Here is a 16,301-nt window from a genome sequence, read left to right as displayed (position 1 = left end):
TCGCGCGCGCGACGCGCCAGCCGGAAAGTGCATCGCATGTCCGGAGGGTCCGGAAATGACACCGCCTAAGACGCCGGTCGCGATCGCCGTGTGCACCTTTGCGCGTCAGACGGATCTGGCATGTCTGCTCGAGTCCCTTCTGGCGCTCGAGATCAGCGACCGGATCGATGCAAGCGTGATCGTCGTCGACAACGACGGGGCGCGCAGCGCAGAGCCCGTGGTGTCCGCCTTTGCGGCGCGATGCCCATGGCCGGTGCGCTATGTCTCGGAGCCGGAGCCCGGCATTCCCATCGCGCGCAACCGGGCGATCGCCGAGGCCGGGCGGCAAGGCTTTCTAGCCTTCGTGGATGACGACGAAACGGTGGCCCCCGACTGGCTCAGCGAACTCTTCGACGTGGCGCAGAAAACCCGGGCGGCTTTCGTGCAGGGGCCGCTTGTGATGACCGTCGAAGACCACAGCGACACTTGGTGGCTTCACAGCGATTTCTTTCGTCACAAAATCTACCCCGACCTCAGCCCGCGCTCTGAGGGCTGGACCAACAACGTGATGGTCGATCTGAGCTTCGTCGCGGAAAAGAACTGCCGCTTTGACTCCGCGCTCCGCTACGACGGCGGCTCGGACACATTGTTCTTCAGGGATCTCACTGCGGCGGGCGGACAGGGGCGTTTTGCAGCAAAGGCCAAGGTCTATGAGGTGCAGAAGAAAAGCCGCCTGAACTGGCGGTGGGCGATCCTTCGGCAATATCGCTACGGCATCACGCGCGCCAACACGGTGCTGCTGCGCAGGCCACTGGGCTACGCGCTGCTCTACTGCACGATGTCCGGCGGCGCGATGCTTGGTCTTGGCGTTTTGAAGCTGCCCGCAGCGCTGGTGAAAGGCCGCGCGGGACTGGCGGACGGTGTGGCGCTCATCGCGCGGGGCACCGGGGTGTTCTCAGGAGCGATGGGGCTCAAGCGACAGGAGTATGCGCGATGACAAAACGCATTGATCTGTGCATCTGTACCTTCCGGCGTCCGGCCCTCGCGGACACGCTCCGCTCGCTAAGGGATGTGGTCGTGCCCGAGGGCTATGAGCTTTGTGTGTTCATCGCCGACAACGACGATGAGCCCTCGGCCAAACCCATAACCACCGAGATCCCCCTGCCCTTTCAGGTCACCTACCAGCATGTCCCTGCCCGGAATATCTCTGTGGCGCGCAATGCCGGGCTCGCCTACGCGCAGGGAGATTTTGTGGCCTTCATCGACGACGATGAAACCGTAAGCCCCGGCTGGCTGGCAGAACTTCTCGCGACCGCTGCGGAAAGCTCTGCCGATGTGGTCTTTGGACCCGCGGTCTCGATCTACCCGGCTCAAACCCCTGCTTGGATGGTCGAGGGGGATTTTCATTCGACCAAGCCGCCTGCGCCGGGGGTAAAGATCACCACCGGCTGCAGCGCGAATGTGCTCATCCGGCGCTCTGCCCCCGGCCTCGACAGGCTGCGCTTCGATATCGCTCTGGGGCGCGCGGGCGGTGAAGACACCGTCTTCTTCGCGCAACTCCACGCTTTCGGCGCGCGGATGACCTTCGCCCCGAAAGCGCTGGTGTACGAAAAGGTCGATCCGCGGCGGCTTTCGCTTGGCTGGCTGTTGCAGCGACGCTTGCGGGCGGGCCAAAGCACCGCGCGGGCGGCCATCGTCACCAGCGAGCGCCCCGCGTCGACGCGCGTCCGCGTGCTGGCGCTGTCCACCTGCAAGGCGTTCCTGTGCGGCGCGTCCGCGCTGCTGCGGGTGGCCGACCAGCGCCGCCGAAATTACTGGCTCATTCGCGGGGCGCTTCATCTTGGGGCGGCCGGGCGCTGCCTTGGGGTGCGAGAACAGGAACATTACGGAGGCATTCAAGTCAAAGCCGCGGACCCCGCGCGTCAGTCGTCTCGTCACCCAATCGCGCGGCAACCATGATGCGCGACGAAACCGATCTCAACCAAGAGCCCATGCCCCGGACGTTCCTGCCGGAGCAGATCCTTGTGGTCGTGCCCGCGCTCAACGAGGCGCGCTCGATCGAGGCCTGTCTGCATTCGCTCAGGGCGTCCGATCCCTTCATGCAAGGCGTGCAAATCGTGGTCGCCGATGGCGGCAGCTCGGATGAGACGCGCGCCATTGTAAAAGAGCTGGCCGAGGTGGACCCGCACCTCAGTCTCATCGACAATCCCATGCGTATTCAATCGGCTGCGGTCAATCGGGCGGTGCAGCAGGTGGCGCGCCCCTGCCACCGCGTGCTCGTCCGTTGCGACGCGCATGCGATCTATCCACCGGGCTATGTGCGCCGGATTGTCGAAGTCATCGCGGCCCGTCCGCAGGTGGCCTCGGTGGTCAGCGTGATGGATGCGGTCGGCGATGCGCCGTTCCAGCGCGCCAGCGCATGGATCGTCGATACCCCGCTCGGATCCGGCGGCGCTGCGCATCGCGGCGGCATGCGTTCAGGCTGGGTCGACCACGGGCATCATGCGGGGTTCGTGCTGGATTGGTTCCGGCGCATCGGAGGCTACGACGAAAGTTTCAGCCACAATGAAGACGCCGAATTCGACCGCAGGCTGCTCGAGGCCGGTGGCCGCATCTGGATGGATGCGAGCATTCGCGTCGATTACAAGATGCGCCGCACGCCCCGCGCGCTCATGCGGCAGTACTGGAATTACGGCCGTGGCCGGGGGCGGACCGTTCTGAAGCACCGCATCCGTCCGCGCCTGCGGCAGATCATTCCGGCGCTCAATCTCATCGGCATGGCGGGCTCGAGCGCCCTTGCGCCTGTCTTTCCCGTCGCGCTCGCATGGCCGATTTCCTATCTGATCTTGCTGGTGGCCGTGTCGATATTTGCCGCGGTGTCCTCGCGGGATCTGACCGGTCTCTGGGCCGGAGTTGTGCTGGGGATCGCGCATAATGCGTGGGGTGCGGGCTTCTTGCGGACAATGGCAAGCCCCGACGCATGGCGGGCCGGGCGCAGGCAGTCAGCTGGCACCCTCGGGTAGCGCCGCCACATCTGCAAGCGTTCTCAAGTCGCTCTCGCCCTACCCGTCGGCGCGCCGGTGCACCGAGGCCCGCAGCCGTGCGACATCACTCCGCAGCGGCCCCATGCCCACGAGGCCGGCGAGCCCCACCGACACAGCCGCGCAGGCAAGCGTCAGCAGCGCCGATACGGTCTCCCCCGCGCCGCCCCCGGCGATCACTTGCCGGGCCGCAAGGCCAACCACGACCCCAACCGCAGTTGGCAGCACCAGCACGCGCGCGGCAGCCCATCTGTCGAGCGGAACGCAGCGGCACAGATAGCCCCAGTAGCGCGGCATATAGGCCACCGCAAAGAGGCTGCGCACCGCAACCGCCATCTCCAGTCCAAAGGGCAGCGCCGCGAGAAAGATCACCGTTCCGAGCAGCAGCCTTTCGACCGCCATGCGAAGCCTCAGATCGGTCCGGTCCGCCACCATGAAGACCCGAGCACCGTTCGACGAAATCGATTCCAGAAGAAGCGCCGGCACCGCGAGGGCGAAAATACTTGCCACCGGGCGCCACGGTTCGGACAGCAGCCAGACGAACACGGTCTCGCCCGCGAGCGCCAGAACGATGAACCCGGGAAAGAGCAGCGTCGCCAACAGCCGGGTCGCCGCAAGATAGAGCGCCGCAACCTCATCGGCACCGCGCCCTTCGCGCCATTGCCGTGACATCGACACGAGAGTGACCTGCGCCACCGGCCCCGCAAGCCCGGTTCTCGCGGGCCGTGCGGCCCGTTCTGTCATGGACCAGAGCGAGACCGCGTGGCTACTGAGGACCTGCCCGAAAGCCAGAACCGGCGTCTGGCTTTGCAATGTCATGACCCCCGAAAACAGCAAGGTGTTCTTGCCGAAGTTCAGATGCGGCATGAGCAAACGCCGACTGAACGCCAGATGCGGCCTGAACCCCGAGAGCCAAGCGAAGGCAGCACCCCGCAGCCCCGCCGTGGCAATCTGCTGCGCCACCAAGGCCCAGTATCCAGCCCCGGCCAGCGCCAACCCCAATGCGAGCAGAACCCCAAAAATTCCTGATGTCACCGTGACCTTCGAGATCTGATCGAAGCGAAAATCGCGCTCCAGCGCCGATTGGTGTGTCGAGATACAGGCCTGAATGAAGGGCACCGCCGCCAGCACCGAGACCACGCCGATCAGCTCTGGCTCGTGCATCACCGCCGCGTAGATCGGCGCCGTCGCCACAACCGCCACCGCAAGTGCGAGCCCGACCAAGCCCAGAAACCAGAACACCGTGCTCCACTCGTCGGCGTCGAACTCCTGCCTGCGGACCAGCGAACGTCCAAGGCCAGCGTCACTGAGCGTATTGGCGAAGAGCGGTATGGTCATGCCAAGAGCCATGATGGCGAAGTCATGCATGTCGAGCACGCGCGCCAGAAGGGGCACGCTTGCAAGTTGCAGCAGCGTCAAAACCGCGCGAGCCCCGATCAGCGCACTGATGCTCGAGAAAAAGCCGCCTGAATATATACCTCTAGGTATATTTCCCGCCAAACCTGCCATTACTGATCACAGATCTGGAATTTGCGAGAGCAGCGCTTACTTGCTATGTAGCTGATCCAAGGCAAACTGTTCGACCAAACGCGCGCCTGTGGCATGAAAGCTCCATGTAATCGGTTTAGCTGTGTTGAAATGAAACGAAAAAAGGAACCATCGTCCAGCATGTGGATGTATCGCTGCTTCGCGATCCTTGTGCTGGCTATGATTTCAGCGCTCTTGCTAAGCACCCTTTTCGGAGGACGCACTTGGCTGTGGCTGCTGGGTGCTTGGATCGTAAGCGGGCCGCTTGTCTTGCTTGATTCAATCTTGCTGGACGCCCGCTCTGGGAAGCCCCAAGGGAAACCCCAAAGCGAAGCCCAGGAGCCCGGGCAAAAAGCGGCACAAGCTCCGTTGAGCGGTCCGCGCAATCAATAAGCCCCGCGCCCGGACAGGGTGACGAACTTGCGCGCCGTCGTCCAGATCACCTGAAGGTCGGTCGCGAATGAGCCTGACTGCACGTAGGTTGCGTCGAGCTTAACCCGTTTGCTGTAGCTCGAATCCGAGCGTTCGGTCGCCTGCCAAGGGCCGGTGAGACCCGGGCGGACCTGCAAATAGAGGTGCTGCGCCACGCCATAGTATTTGAGTTCGTCCTCAACGATCGGGCGCGGCCCGACGATCGACATGTCTCCCTTGAGCACGTTCAGGATTTGCGGCAGCTCATCGAGGCTCGATCTTCTGAGGGCACTGCCGATGTAGGGAAGGATCCGAGGATCTTCTTTCAGCTTCCGCGTCCCCTCCCACTCGGCCTGAAGATGCGGGTTCAGCGCAAGCAGCGCGTCGAGCCGGGTGTCAGCGTCCAGCACCATCGTGCGGAACTTGTAGCACTGAAACTTGCGCCCCCCCTTCCCGATACGCGTATGCGCGTAAATCGCCGGTCCACGATCGGTGAGCACTATCGCAACGAGGATCGTCACAAAGACCGGCAGGAAGAGCAGGATCATCAGCATCGCAAAGCCCACGTCGAACACGCGTTTCCCTCGCGAATTCCGCGTCCATGAACTTGTCGCCGAAATATCGGGCGTGTCGTCGAGCCGAGAGACATCGGGTCGATGTGCCATGAAAAGTCCTCGCTGTTAAATGTACCACAGCACCGAACAACTCAAATTGCGTGTAAAAAATCTGAAATATACTTTTTCTTTCCCTATGCTACGCAAGAGACGCCACACATCAAGACGTTTTTCCCCAATGGCGGAAAAGCGCAAATCGCGGGATGTAGGATGGTCCGTTTCGCGTTATTTTTCATCGCTTGGCAATAGTTCCGTGGCGGGCAGCAACGCGTCGCTGTATTCCGTTACACCCAATTGTGTCAAAATCCGCGCCAACCGATCCACCTGCCTGTCACTGAACTCTTGCCGCCACTTTCCGACCTGCGACAGGGGGTCATTCAGCAGCGCCCCATCGACGGTCATGCGGCTGGCTTGGTTGACGCGGGCAAGAACCCCCTCGGGCACCGGCTCGCCCCATGTGTGGAACAATCGCGCCACCTCGCGTTCCGGGTAAAGCTTGAGCGTCTCGTAGTGCATGCGGATTGTGCGCTCTTGGGTCAGCGCATCGCTGAGCGCGGGCTTTTGCATCAGGCACCACATGGCGACGATCCGCTCTGCATCCGTCTCCAGTCCGCGAATAAATCCCGCATATTCAGATAGATATTCAGAGTACCTGCCGCGCGACAGAACCTCATCCATGCCCGCCGTTCCAAAATTCCCCATGCGCTTCTGCGACGCGGCAATCGCGAAAGGGTGCCGCAGGAAATGGATCGGTTTGCGCCGAAACGCGATGCGGCGCACCAGCCACGGCAAGAACCCGTTGGCTCGGCAGCATTTCACCAAAAGATGCTCGGCACGCACGAAATCCGCCACGGGACTTGCCCAACTGGTCCATTGGTTGATGTAGCCGCCGGACAGCATGCGCCGGATGAACAGTTCGGCCTCGGGCCAGTCGGCATCCGGCGGGATGTACTGCCGCCAAGAGAACCCCAAATCCCGAACACGCGGGGCGTTGTCGAGGTGAAACGGCTCCCAGATGACCGCGCTGGGGCGGGACTCGCACAGAAGCTCGCTCAGCCACGTCGAGCCGCTGCGCGGGTCGCAGGACAGCAGTATGGCGTCTTCGGGCTCAAAGCCCTTGAAACGCAGGGCAGTCGAGATGAAGCGCGCGCGAAGTGCCTGTTTCATTGCGGTTTCGTCCTCTGTGCTGCGGTCCTTGGTCTTATCGGTTCAATCCCGTCCCGGCGTGCCCACGCTGGGATCAAGGCGTTCGGCGCAAAGCATCGCGCTCCGGGCCGCGCGTCTGCACCACGCGTCCTGCCATCAAACCGTCGAAGGCGGGGCCGAGAAAGGCCGCTCCCGCAGCGCTTAGATGATCGTCATCATAATAAAGCGGCGTCCCATCCCGCATGGCATGGCACATCTCCTCGTCGCAAAAGACCTCACTGGGTACGATCTTTAGCGCGTCGTGCCGCGCGACGATCTTGTCGAGCTCGGCACGCACGGCGGCGTTGCGCTCCTCGAACACGTCTCGTGGCAGACCAAACGGCTCGGTACTGCGCCCCTGCAGCGAGTATTTGGCCAATGTCTCCGGCACTTTGTAGCCAATCTCGGGAATGGGATAGACGATGACGACAGTGCGCCCGGCGGCACGCAATTGCTCCACCGTCTCGTCCAGTTTGGCCATGAGCCGCTCGAGGCGGTCAGCCTCCGGCCATGGGCCGCTCGTCACATCGGCATAGCGCGTTGGGCTCCAGTCGCGCTCGGACAGCCCGTAGTCGGCCATATATCCTTTGGACGCCAGCGCGTATCGCGCCACAAGAATGACGGTTTCGATCGTCTCGCTTTGCAGCAGGTAGTCGAGCGCACCGCTTCCGTATTCTGCGCAGCGTCCGGTCTGGCCGTCCAACCGCTCCGTTTCGGGAACCGGAAGGCATCCTGCCCGCGCCAGATAGGCCAAACTGCGCCCGCTGCGACGCGCGGCGGCCTCGACCTCGGGAAGCAGCGCGCCCGCGTGGCTGTCGCCCCAGAGCGCGACCGTAGGCGCAACCTCCGCCTTGGCCCCGAAAAGACAGGGATCGCCCGGTGCACGCCACGCGTCGTCGCGCCCGGTGCATTCGCGCAGTCGCGGATGCTGACCATCCGAGAAGGCGGCGAGCCGCGCGGCCTCTGCCGGCAACCGCGAGGGCAGACCGCCCCCCGCCGTGACCCCCAGCGCCGTGAGCGAGACCACCGTGATGCCCGCCAGAGCGACCAGAAGGGTCCGCACCGGCCCGCCGGATCGAGGCGCAGAGACCGTGGGGCTGCTGCTCCGCCGCCGAAAGGGCACTTCGACCCATGCCCAGCTTGCCCAAGCCAACACAAAGGAGAGCGAGACAACCAGCACGCAGCCGAGCACATCTGGCCTGTCAAAGACGATCTGCTGATAGAAGACGATGACGGGCCAGTGCCAAAGATACAGCGAGTAAGAGATCAGCCCCGTCCAGACGAATGGCCGGACGCTCAGCAGCCGGTCGCATATCGTGTTCATCTTGCCGCCCGCCGCGATGATCATCGCGGCACCGGCCACAGGCATCAGCGCCGCCCACCCCGGAAAGACGGTCGCCTCATCAAAGCCCAGCACACCGGCCCCGATCAGGACGAGCCCCGCAAGCCCCATGACCTCGCGCGGGACACGCCCCATGCTGCGCAGCGGCAGCAGGGCAACCAGCGCGCCAAGCCCCAACTCCCAAGCGCGCCAAGGCAGCAGGTAATAGCCCATGGCAGGGCGCGCTTCGGTCGTCAGGCCACTCAGGCACAAGGACAAAAGCGTAAGCACCGCGATCGGCAACGCTGGCCTCCAGCGCAGGGCCGCGATCGCCAGCATCAACGGCGGAAAGAAGATATAAAACTGTTCTTCGATCGCCAGCGACCACGTGTGGAGAAGGGGCTGATCGTAGATGCCCGGGCTGAAATATCCCGTCTCGGACCAGAACAGCATGTTCGAAACGAACAGCGCCGCGGCAAGCCCCGCCCGCCCGGCAGCGGCGTAATCAGCTGGCATTAATAGGAAATAGCCGGCCAGCAAGGTCACCGCGATCACCAGCAAGAGCGCCGGAAGAATGCGCCGCGCGCGACGCTCGTAAAAGCGCAGGATGGAAAACTCGCCCGCTTCGATCTCGCGATGAATGATGGTGGTGATCAAGAAGCCCGAGATGACAAAGAAGACGTCAACGCCGACGAAGCCGCCCGAAAACACCCGGACATCCGCGTGGAACAGGACCACCGGAAGCACGGCCACGGCGCGCAGCCCGTCGATATCCCGGCGGTATCCGATCATTCTGCGCGCATCCGTGTTCCGCCTCTGGGCAGCGGGGATCGCCTACACGGCCTTCCGCGCGCCGGTCCATCAGACGGTCCTCCGGGGTGAGAAACGTCATGAAAGGCACTGCCACTATGGAATAAATCCCATATCTCGGCCCCGCACCCGAAGCTGTTGCAGTCGTCAAAATCCTCGTGTTGGGGTGACACAGCGGTTTCCCAATCATGGCTGAAATAATGAGCACGAAAGACGTTGAGATAATCTCGATTCCTATTCTGGAACGGTAGACGCCTATAGTTTCGCAATTCAAGGCTTGCGTGGCTTGCCGGGTCGGCACATCCTGCAATTCACTTACTTTAGATTTATTTGATCCATTTTCAGCCTGCGGAATTTATCCTATGCGCTTGATCTCAAACATATCCTTGGCGTTCTTCCGTTTTGACAATTGCCGAATTTCGGATGTGCCGGAAAATCCAGCCAAAGCACGAAAAACCAGCATACGATCATCAGCGCGCCATGTTGCGCCACAGCGCGTCGCCGCCGGTTGAGGGTCTGGCGATGCCCTTGATCGACGCGCGCACTGCCCGCAGCAAAAGCTATGATTGCATCGTCTCCGGTGCGGGTCCTGCCGGGCTCTCTGTTGCGCTTCCGCTGGCCGAAGCTGGCCACCGCGTGCTGATCGTCGAGGCGGGCTCGCATGAGCCCAGCCCCGGCCCTGATGCTGAATATGAAACACCGCAGGCACATGCCGCCGCCTCGATCACCCATTGCCGCGCGCTCGGCGGCACCTCTTGGCTCTGGGGAGGGCGCACCATCCCCCTCATGCCGCATGATCTTTTGGCAAGCGGATGGCCGATGGACTACGCGGACCTCGCACGGCACTACCAGTCCGCCGCAATATTTCTGGGGGCCTCCCCCCCCGAGCAGCCATTCTTTGATCCGCAGACGACCGAGCCTTTTGACCTCAACGCTCAGGAGGTGCTGGCGAACACCGGCTCTTTGCTGCAATGGCATCGCGCGCGGATGGAGGCCCCCTATGGGCCCGACGTGCTTTTGAACGCCACCGCGACAGGCATTATCCTCGGCAAGAGCCCGCGCGGCGGCACGCATTGCGAGGGGCTTCGGGTCCGCGCGCAGGGCATCCCAGAGACACTCGAACTTCGAGCGCCAAAGACCGTGCTGGCGCAGGGCGGCATCGAAACCCTGCGGCTGCTGCTGGCAGACAAGGTCCGCTGGCCCGAAGAGCTTGGCCATCTGCAGGCCCTGGGCCGCTATTACGCCGGGCATCTCACCGGCAGTGTGGCCAGCATCGTCTTTCGCCGGGAAGATGAGGTCGACGCGTTTGGCTGGCGGCCGCTCGCAGAGCGCGGCTCTGTCCGGCGGATTTTCCGCAGCACCTCCGCCGCGATGGCGGAGGGTGTGAACATGTTCTTCTGGGCTCAGAACTGGCCGATCGCCGATGCCGAGCATGGATCCGGCCTGCTGTCGGCCAAATTCCTCGCGAAACGTGCGTTCCGGCGGCCTGAGCAGAATACCGATCCGCTCGGCCCCGGCGTCGCGGCCCCGCAGCGCACCTCTGCCGCCCCGGCGCATCTGCAAAATGTTCTGAGCGATGGCCCAACCGTTCTGCGCGGATTGCCCGGAGTGATCCGCGCGCGGTTCAGCCAGCGGCGGCAGGCGCTCGATCATCTCGTTCCGAACGGGGCGCACCGCTACCGCCTCGCCTATCATGCCGAGCAGGAGTCGCGGGCAGAGAACAGGATCGAACTTGCCGGCCCGGTCGAGCCGGGCAAACTGCCGAAGATCCGGATTGCCTTGGATTTCTCGCAACCGGACATCGACCGAGTCGTGCGCGGACATGAGATGCTTGCTCAGTCGCTCTCGAGCAGCGGCATTGCAGAACTGCAATATGACGCCGCCATCGGGGCGCGCAGAGCCGCGATCCGGGCGCTTGCACAGGATGGCTATCACCAGACAGGCGTGGCCCGCATGGGCGCAGACCCCAAAGACAGCGTGGTGGGGCCGGATTGTGAGGTGCATGGTATCGCCGATCTGTTCATCGCCGGAGCCGCCGTGTTCCGCAGCAGCGCTGGCGTGCAACCGACGCATTCGATCGTCGCGCTGTCCATGCGGATCGCCGAGCATATCGCCGCCGGAACGGGCGCCGCCGCACAGCGCAGCTCGAGCGCATCATGAGCACCGCAAAAGCCAAAACGCCGCTCGCCCCGACCCACTCTGCGCCCGTGCGCCCGTTCGAGTTCGGCCTCGCCATCATCTGGTTTCTGGTGACGTTCAACACCTTCCGCAACGATCACCTCGTGCTCTACCCTCTTGCGATTTACTTTAGTTACGCGACCTTCCGAGACCGCCGCGCAACCTTTCCTCTGATCATCGGCGCGTGGCCGCTCTTTTTGCTGCCCCTCTGGGCCCTCGCCAGTTCGCCGCTTGGCGTGGAGCCGGATGTGGCCTTCCGAAGCGGGTTGCAGATGTTGCTGACTTCGCTGATCTGCGTGCTCTTCGCCGCGTGGATGAGCCCGCGACAGGTGCTGATCGCTGCCTTCATCGCAACCGGGATCTGCGGCATCCTCAGCGTCTTCTTCACGAAAATCCACGATGGTGCCATGACCGGCATTTTCGCCCACAAGAACATGCTCGGCGCGAAAATGGTGGTGCTGTGGGCGGCTGCGCTCTGTCTTGCCTGCGACCGCTGGGTCCGGCCTTGGCTACGTCTGGTCGCGGTCGCGCTCGCCGCGCTGGCGTTCCTGCTCATTCTCGCCAGTCATTCGGCGACGGCGCTTGTCCTGTCGTTCACGGTGGTCTGTATCATCGGCGCTTTCAGCTTCTTTTCGCGCTCCGCAGACCGTATAGCCGCCGGACTGATCGTGCTCGGCGCGATGGCCTCTCTTGCCCCGTTCCTGATCGAGGAACGTGAGCATCTGCTTGAACTTTTCCTTGGAAGCGTCGGCAAGTCCAAAACTCTGACCGGACGAACCGAGCTTTGGAACTACGCCGAAGACGTGATCCGGCAAAACCCGATCATCGGACAAGGCGCTGGCGGCTTCTGGCGCTACCAAGAGAGCCCGCTTGTGCAGGAAATCTTTGCCGAATTTCACAAAAGCCCGAACCAGGTCTTCTCGTTCCACAACGCCTATTACGAAATCACGGTTCATTTTGGCCTTATCGGCTTGGGATGCATCCTTGTCACCTTGGCATGGGCGCTGACGCATCTGGCCTTTCTAGTGTTCCGGCGCGGCGGCATGCCCTTCGTTTTCCTGCTGACGGGCGCGTTGGTTCAGACCGTGCGCACCATGGTCGAAAGCGACCTGATGCGCCCTTTCGTTCTGGCAAACATGCTGATCTGGATCGGCGCATGCTATGCCATCAAGAACCGCAACCCCATCTTTCTGCCCGAAAGGGTCGTGCGGCACGGCATTCAGCGGCGAACAGGGGGAAGCGGTGCTGTGCCGGATGCGGCGCAGCGCACCGCCTCCACGGGCGCGGAATAGCCGCCGGCGGCCTGCGACTCGAAACGCAGAACCCGTGGAAAACTGCGTATGTCACAGCCGGTGGTCAGTCGCCGGTCATCAGGTCGCCACAGGTCGGAGTGTCCCCGCCCGGCAGCGAGTAGGACACGCATTGCACCAGCATTTCAGCCTCCGCATCTTCCGGCGCCATGCCCGACCACGTCGCATGTTTGGGTCCCCCCGCCCATAGATCGATGAAGATCTTCATCGGAAGGCTCGGCATCTCTTCGGCCCCCTCAAACCGAAACATCAGCTTGTCCTCGACGTACCAAGAGATCGAGTCCTCGGCCCACTCGAAGGCGTAGAGCCTCGGTTTTTCCGCAGAGTCGAACCCCAGATCCATCCAAGGGTGCTCCTGCAGCTGCTTGCCATCAAGGAACCGGTTGAACTGGGCCTTGGTGCTGTCCTTCCCGAGGATCTCGATGTCGATCTCTTCGTGGCTGTCGCCGAAATGTTCGCCCGTATAGAGGTAGAACCCGGTAATCAGCCCCTCGCCCGCAGCGGCCTGCATGACGATCTCAAAGCGGCCGTAGCTGAACCATTTGGTGTTCTGCAGTTGTCCGCTGACAAACTTCTTGGCGATCTTGCCCTCTTGAATGAGGGCCGCGCCATTGGTGTTCATCTCCTCCAGAGGCACACGGTTCTCGACGGCGGTGGGTGCAAGGCTCAGGGTCACGCCAGACTCGTCGACCGTCACTGCCTGTTTGCGCCAGCCGGTCTCCTGCCAAGGACCGGAGTGGTCATACTCTGCCCGCCACCAATTTGACGTCAGCCCGGCGAAGGGAAACACTGTGCGGAACGGCGCGCCCATCTCGCGGTTCCTGCCCTCCTGAGCCAGCGCGACGCATGGTTGAGCCGCAAGACACGCGGCAAGCGCGAAACCCTTCACGCGCGCTGCATCGGGCCAGAGACGAGAGCCATGGAGTGCCAAGGTCATGAGGTCACCTCGAGGTTTCTGAACAGATCACTGCGGGAGATTTGCAGGCAATCGGCGGGAAAGATGGCTTGGACGTTCAGCGCGCGCCGCGGCGGGCCGACGCCTTTCATAGCGACCAAGTTGGAAAGGTCTGGCCGGTAAGCTCGCGGAACCTCGCGGCATCCGGGGTCAGATCGGCGCGCAGCCGCGCGCGAAGCTCCTCGGGCAGCGGCGGCGGCTTGCGTGAAGTGCCTTTGGCCAGCGCTGATCGCAGCCGATCTCGAAAGCCGCGCCCGATCCGTCTTGCGACCGCCCGGCCCTGCGGGGTCTGAGCAAGCCTGAGAATGGGCGCGGGCACCCGCGCGAGTTGGCCGCTGTCATTCTGCACCCCTGCGATTGAAATCTCTCGATCCGCCACACCGATATGGGCATGGATGCGCGGCATCACGCGCTGCGGATCTTGGGTCAGCTCGTCAAAATCGACCACGAGGATCGCCTCAGCCGGGAAATGTTCGAGATATGCCTCGAGCTGAAGCGCATAGCGGCTTGTGTCCAGCACATGCCGGTAATCCTCTTGCGCGACAAACTCATCAAGGCCGACCTCTAGATTGCCCATGATGACATTGTGCCGGATGTGCGACTCCGCCCGCACGACCGGGTCCCGCACAATGTAGATCAAGCGCACGTCCGGCGTCAGCTGCGCGATACGCTCGGGCACACCCCGAAAGATGTGGCACTTCGAATAGTTGGGGCTTGCCTCCCCGCGCACCGAACCTTCTCCGGAAAACTGATCGGAATACCACTCCAGACCCTTGTCGAAGTTCCTCTTTTTCAGGAAGAAATCCGGCTCTTTGTCGCGTGACATATCGATATCTGGATGATTGGCGAGCAGGCGGTAGAGCGTGGTCGTGCCGCATTTCATCGCCCCCACCACAATAAAATGCGGCAAGCGCAGCGCGGCATCGGCGGCCAGCATCTCCTGCTTCATTGCATCTCACCTTTGAAATCGCGCTTGAAGAGCGGTGCGAATGCATGCCTGCCCAGCAAGCTCAGAGCATCAAGGTCAAAAAGTAAGCATCTGATACGAAAGGAAATATAACGCGGTCAGGTCAGAAAGTAATTTGGGTGGGATCTCGCTCAAGACATTCAATTCGACCCTAACACAAACACCCCATCGCTGCCAAAGGAACGGCTGCCAATTCTGGGCGGGACAAAAAACAGCGGAAAGCTGCGCAAAATATTGGCGGAACAGGCGCGTTCTGCGCCGCCGCATTTGGCAAGCACCACGCAAAATTCGCGGAAGTGTCGCGTACCAAACAAAGCGAGACGCGCGTTTCCGGCCCGCGCAGGGGCGGGCCGGAAAGAGTTCACAACGGATCAGGCCGTTCAGCCGAGGTCGTAAAGACCCTGCGATGCGGCAAACCAGCTCACGTCTTCGGCAAGGTGAGAGACCTCGCTATCGCGCGCCTGTTCTTCCTGAAGATAGACACTCGCATTGTCAGCGGCGAGCTGTTCCAGACGCAGCGCGACCGGATCGCTGCCCTTGCTCGAAGAGATCGACGCGATCAGCTCCACATCAGACAGGCTCTGAGCGAAATCGACAGTGCCCGTCTTGTGGTTGATCCCCGACGTCACGCCCGCAGAGATGCCCTGGTCGGACGTGCCGACTTCGACCGCCACGACATAGACGGTCTCGGACGCGAAGCTGCCTTTGTCTCCTTCCTGCCGCTGCAGGAACAGATCAAGCGTGCCGTCACTCGCCACATCGCTGCGCACGACCATCGCCTCGGCGTTGGTGTGAGTACCGATCTGAGTGAGAACCGCGAATTCGCCGTTCAGCCCCGAAAGATCGACGGTCGCTTCGCCAAGCGCGTCGGTTTCGACCGCCATGGCGACTAATTGCCGACCGTCCGACAGGCTGTGGGTGCCGCTCGGCAGCGCCATCCAGCTGACGCTTTCGGCCACATGACCGCCGTCGAGATAGTCCCACTCTTCGATCTGCATGCTAAAGCCCGTGTCCGTCACCTGACTGACGCGACCAAAGGCTGCGTGCGAACCGTTCGAGCTGAGCGGCCCAAGGATCACCACAGGGTTGTCCATGGTCTCTTGGAAGCTGGCCTGATACCACGCATCCCCCGAGCTTTGCCCAAAGGTTGCACCGCCAACTTCCAGCTTTGCCACGGGGAGCGAGCCGCCGGTGTCGCCGCTGTCCACAGGCGCGGGAACGGTCGATTCCACATAGCTTGTGCCAGACCCGAAATCGAAGCTGTCCTCGAAGGTGAAGCTTTGCAGCGGCTGATCTGCCGCATCGGCTGCCACTTCGTTGAACCGGCCATCGGCGATCTCGGACTGGCTGCGGGCCTCGTCCCAAACCCGGACTTCATCGAGGGCCCCGACAAAACCGCGCGAATAGTTCTGCCCATCCGCGAGCGTGTCGAGGGTCACCGACCCCGTCCACTTGGAAGAAGACGAGCCAACCGCTTCGCCATCGGCGTAGATCGTGACAACGCCATCCTCGCGAACCACCGCATAGTGGGTCCAGACGCCGTCCACCGCATCGACCGAAGCGACTGCGATGCTTTGGCCATCGACCTCGACATTGAGCTTGCCATCGCGGAACGTCAGCTCAAAGCCTGCACCGCTGATGATCGCATCCGCCGCCGAAATGTTCTTGCCCGCGGCCAGTTGCGCCCAAGCTTCGATGGTGAAATCGCCGTTCAGCACGACATCCGAGATCGTCGCCCCGCTGTCGGTCAGTTCCAGCGCGCTGCCACCGGCAATCGCCTGCCCCTTTCCGGTTACGGGATTGGTCCCGCCACCACCGGTTCCGGTGTCGCCGCCAGAGCCTTCGTCCGGATCGGTCCCGGTGTCGCCACCAGAGCCATCGCCCGGGTTGGTCCCTGTGTCGCCGCCAGAGCCGTCGCCCGGATTGGTCCCGGTGTCGCCGCCAGAGCCATCGCCCGGATTGGTCCCGGTGTCGCCGCCAGAGCCATCGCCCGGATTGGTCCC

Annotated in this window: 12 protein-coding genes; 5 read left to right on the top strand and 7 right to left on the bottom strand. The window is 62.7% G+C overall.

Going from position 1 to position 16,301, the window contains the following annotated elements:
• Positions 1 to 55 precede the first annotated feature (55 nt).
• Genes G0A00_RS20810 through G0A00_RS20800 form a run of 3 tightly spaced genes read left to right on the top strand, consistent with a single transcriptional unit; the run spans position 56 to position 3,002 of the window.
• On the top strand, positions 56 to 976 hold the full coding sequence (locus G0A00_RS20810) for a glycosyltransferase (protein ID WP_164182814.1): 921 nt from the start codon (positions 56 to 58) through the stop codon (positions 974 to 976).
• A complete protein-coding gene (locus tag G0A00_RS20805) occupies positions 973 to 1,938 on the top strand; it encodes a glycosyltransferase family 2 protein (RefSeq protein ID WP_164182816.1) in 966 nt (321 codons plus the stop codon). Before G0A00_RS20810 ends, G0A00_RS20805 begins: the two co-directional genes overlap by 4 nt.
• Positions 1,935 to 3,002 (top strand): glycosyltransferase family 2 protein, encoded by a 1,068-nt coding sequence (locus G0A00_RS20800; protein ID WP_164182818.1) that lies wholly within the window; start codon positions 1,935 to 1,937, stop codon positions 3,000 to 3,002. The genes G0A00_RS20805 and G0A00_RS20800 overlap by 4 nt, the downstream gene beginning before the upstream one ends.
• Positions 3,003 to 3,041: 39 nt before the next feature.
• Here G0A00_RS20800 and G0A00_RS20795 read toward each other — a convergent pair whose 3' ends face one another.
• The 4 genes from G0A00_RS20795 to G0A00_RS20780 all read right to left on the bottom strand — a co-directional run bounded on the left by G0A00_RS20795 (position 3,042) and on the right by G0A00_RS20780 (position 8,870).
• Positions 3,042 to 4,529, bottom strand: coding sequence for an oligosaccharide flippase family protein (locus tag G0A00_RS20795; protein WP_255455367.1), 1,488 nt, complete (start codon positions 4,527 to 4,529; stop codon positions 3,042 to 3,044).
• Between the two features lie 404 nt (positions 4,530 to 4,933).
• Positions 4,934 to 5,623, bottom strand: a complete 690-nt coding sequence (locus tag G0A00_RS20790) for a sugar transferase (RefSeq protein ID WP_164182822.1) — start codon at positions 5,621 to 5,623, stop codon at positions 4,934 to 4,936.
• A 174-nt stretch (positions 5,624 to 5,797) separates the two neighbouring features.
• A complete protein-coding gene (locus G0A00_RS20785) occupies positions 5,798 to 6,739 on the bottom strand; it encodes a hypothetical protein (RefSeq protein WP_164182823.1) in 942 nt (313 codons plus the stop codon).
• Positions 6,740 to 6,812: 73 nt separating this feature from the next.
• On the bottom strand, positions 6,813 to 8,870 hold the full coding sequence (locus tag G0A00_RS20780; protein ID WP_164182824.1) for an acyltransferase family protein: 2,058 nt from the start codon (positions 8,868 to 8,870) through the stop codon (positions 6,813 to 6,815).
• Between the two features lie 540 nt (positions 8,871 to 9,410).
• Between G0A00_RS20780 and G0A00_RS20775 the strand changes: the two genes are divergently transcribed.
• Both G0A00_RS20775 and G0A00_RS20770 read left to right on the top strand, forming a co-directional pair.
• Positions 9,411 to 11,048: a GMC oxidoreductase gene (locus tag G0A00_RS20775; RefSeq protein WP_164214274.1), complete on the top strand. Its 1,638-nt coding sequence runs from the start codon at positions 9,411 to 9,413 to the stop codon at positions 11,046 to 11,048.
• A complete protein-coding gene (locus G0A00_RS20770; RefSeq protein WP_164182826.1) occupies positions 11,045 to 12,358 on the top strand; it encodes an O-antigen ligase in 1,314 nt (437 codons plus the stop codon). The genes G0A00_RS20775 and G0A00_RS20770 overlap by 4 nt, the downstream gene beginning before the upstream one ends.
• Positions 12,359 to 12,422: 64 nt before the next feature.
• On the opposite strand, the gene G0A00_RS20765 is transcribed toward G0A00_RS20770, so the two are convergent.
• The 3 genes from G0A00_RS20765 to G0A00_RS20755 form a co-directional block, all read right to left on the bottom strand.
• Positions 12,423 to 13,187: a family 16 glycosylhydrolase gene (locus G0A00_RS20765; RefSeq protein WP_164214273.1), complete on the bottom strand. Its 765-nt coding sequence runs from the start codon at positions 13,185 to 13,187 to the stop codon at positions 12,423 to 12,425.
• A 232-nt stretch (positions 13,188 to 13,419) separates the two neighbouring features.
• Positions 13,420 to 14,280 (bottom strand): sulfotransferase domain-containing protein, encoded by an 861-nt coding sequence (locus tag G0A00_RS20760; RefSeq protein ID WP_164182828.1) that lies wholly within the window; start codon positions 14,278 to 14,280, stop codon positions 13,420 to 13,422.
• Positions 14,281 to 14,678: 398 nt separating this feature from the next.
• Positions 14,679 to 16,301: LamG domain-containing protein (locus G0A00_RS20755; protein ID WP_164182829.1), on the bottom strand; the 1,623-nt coding region annotated here is incomplete at its 5' end.

The sequence above is a fragment of the Salipiger sp. PrR002 genome (genome assembly GCF_010500775.1).
GTDB lineage: Bacteria > Pseudomonadota > Alphaproteobacteria > Rhodobacterales > Rhodobacteraceae > Salipiger.
This window is presented reverse-complemented; position numbering and strand designations above follow the sequence as displayed.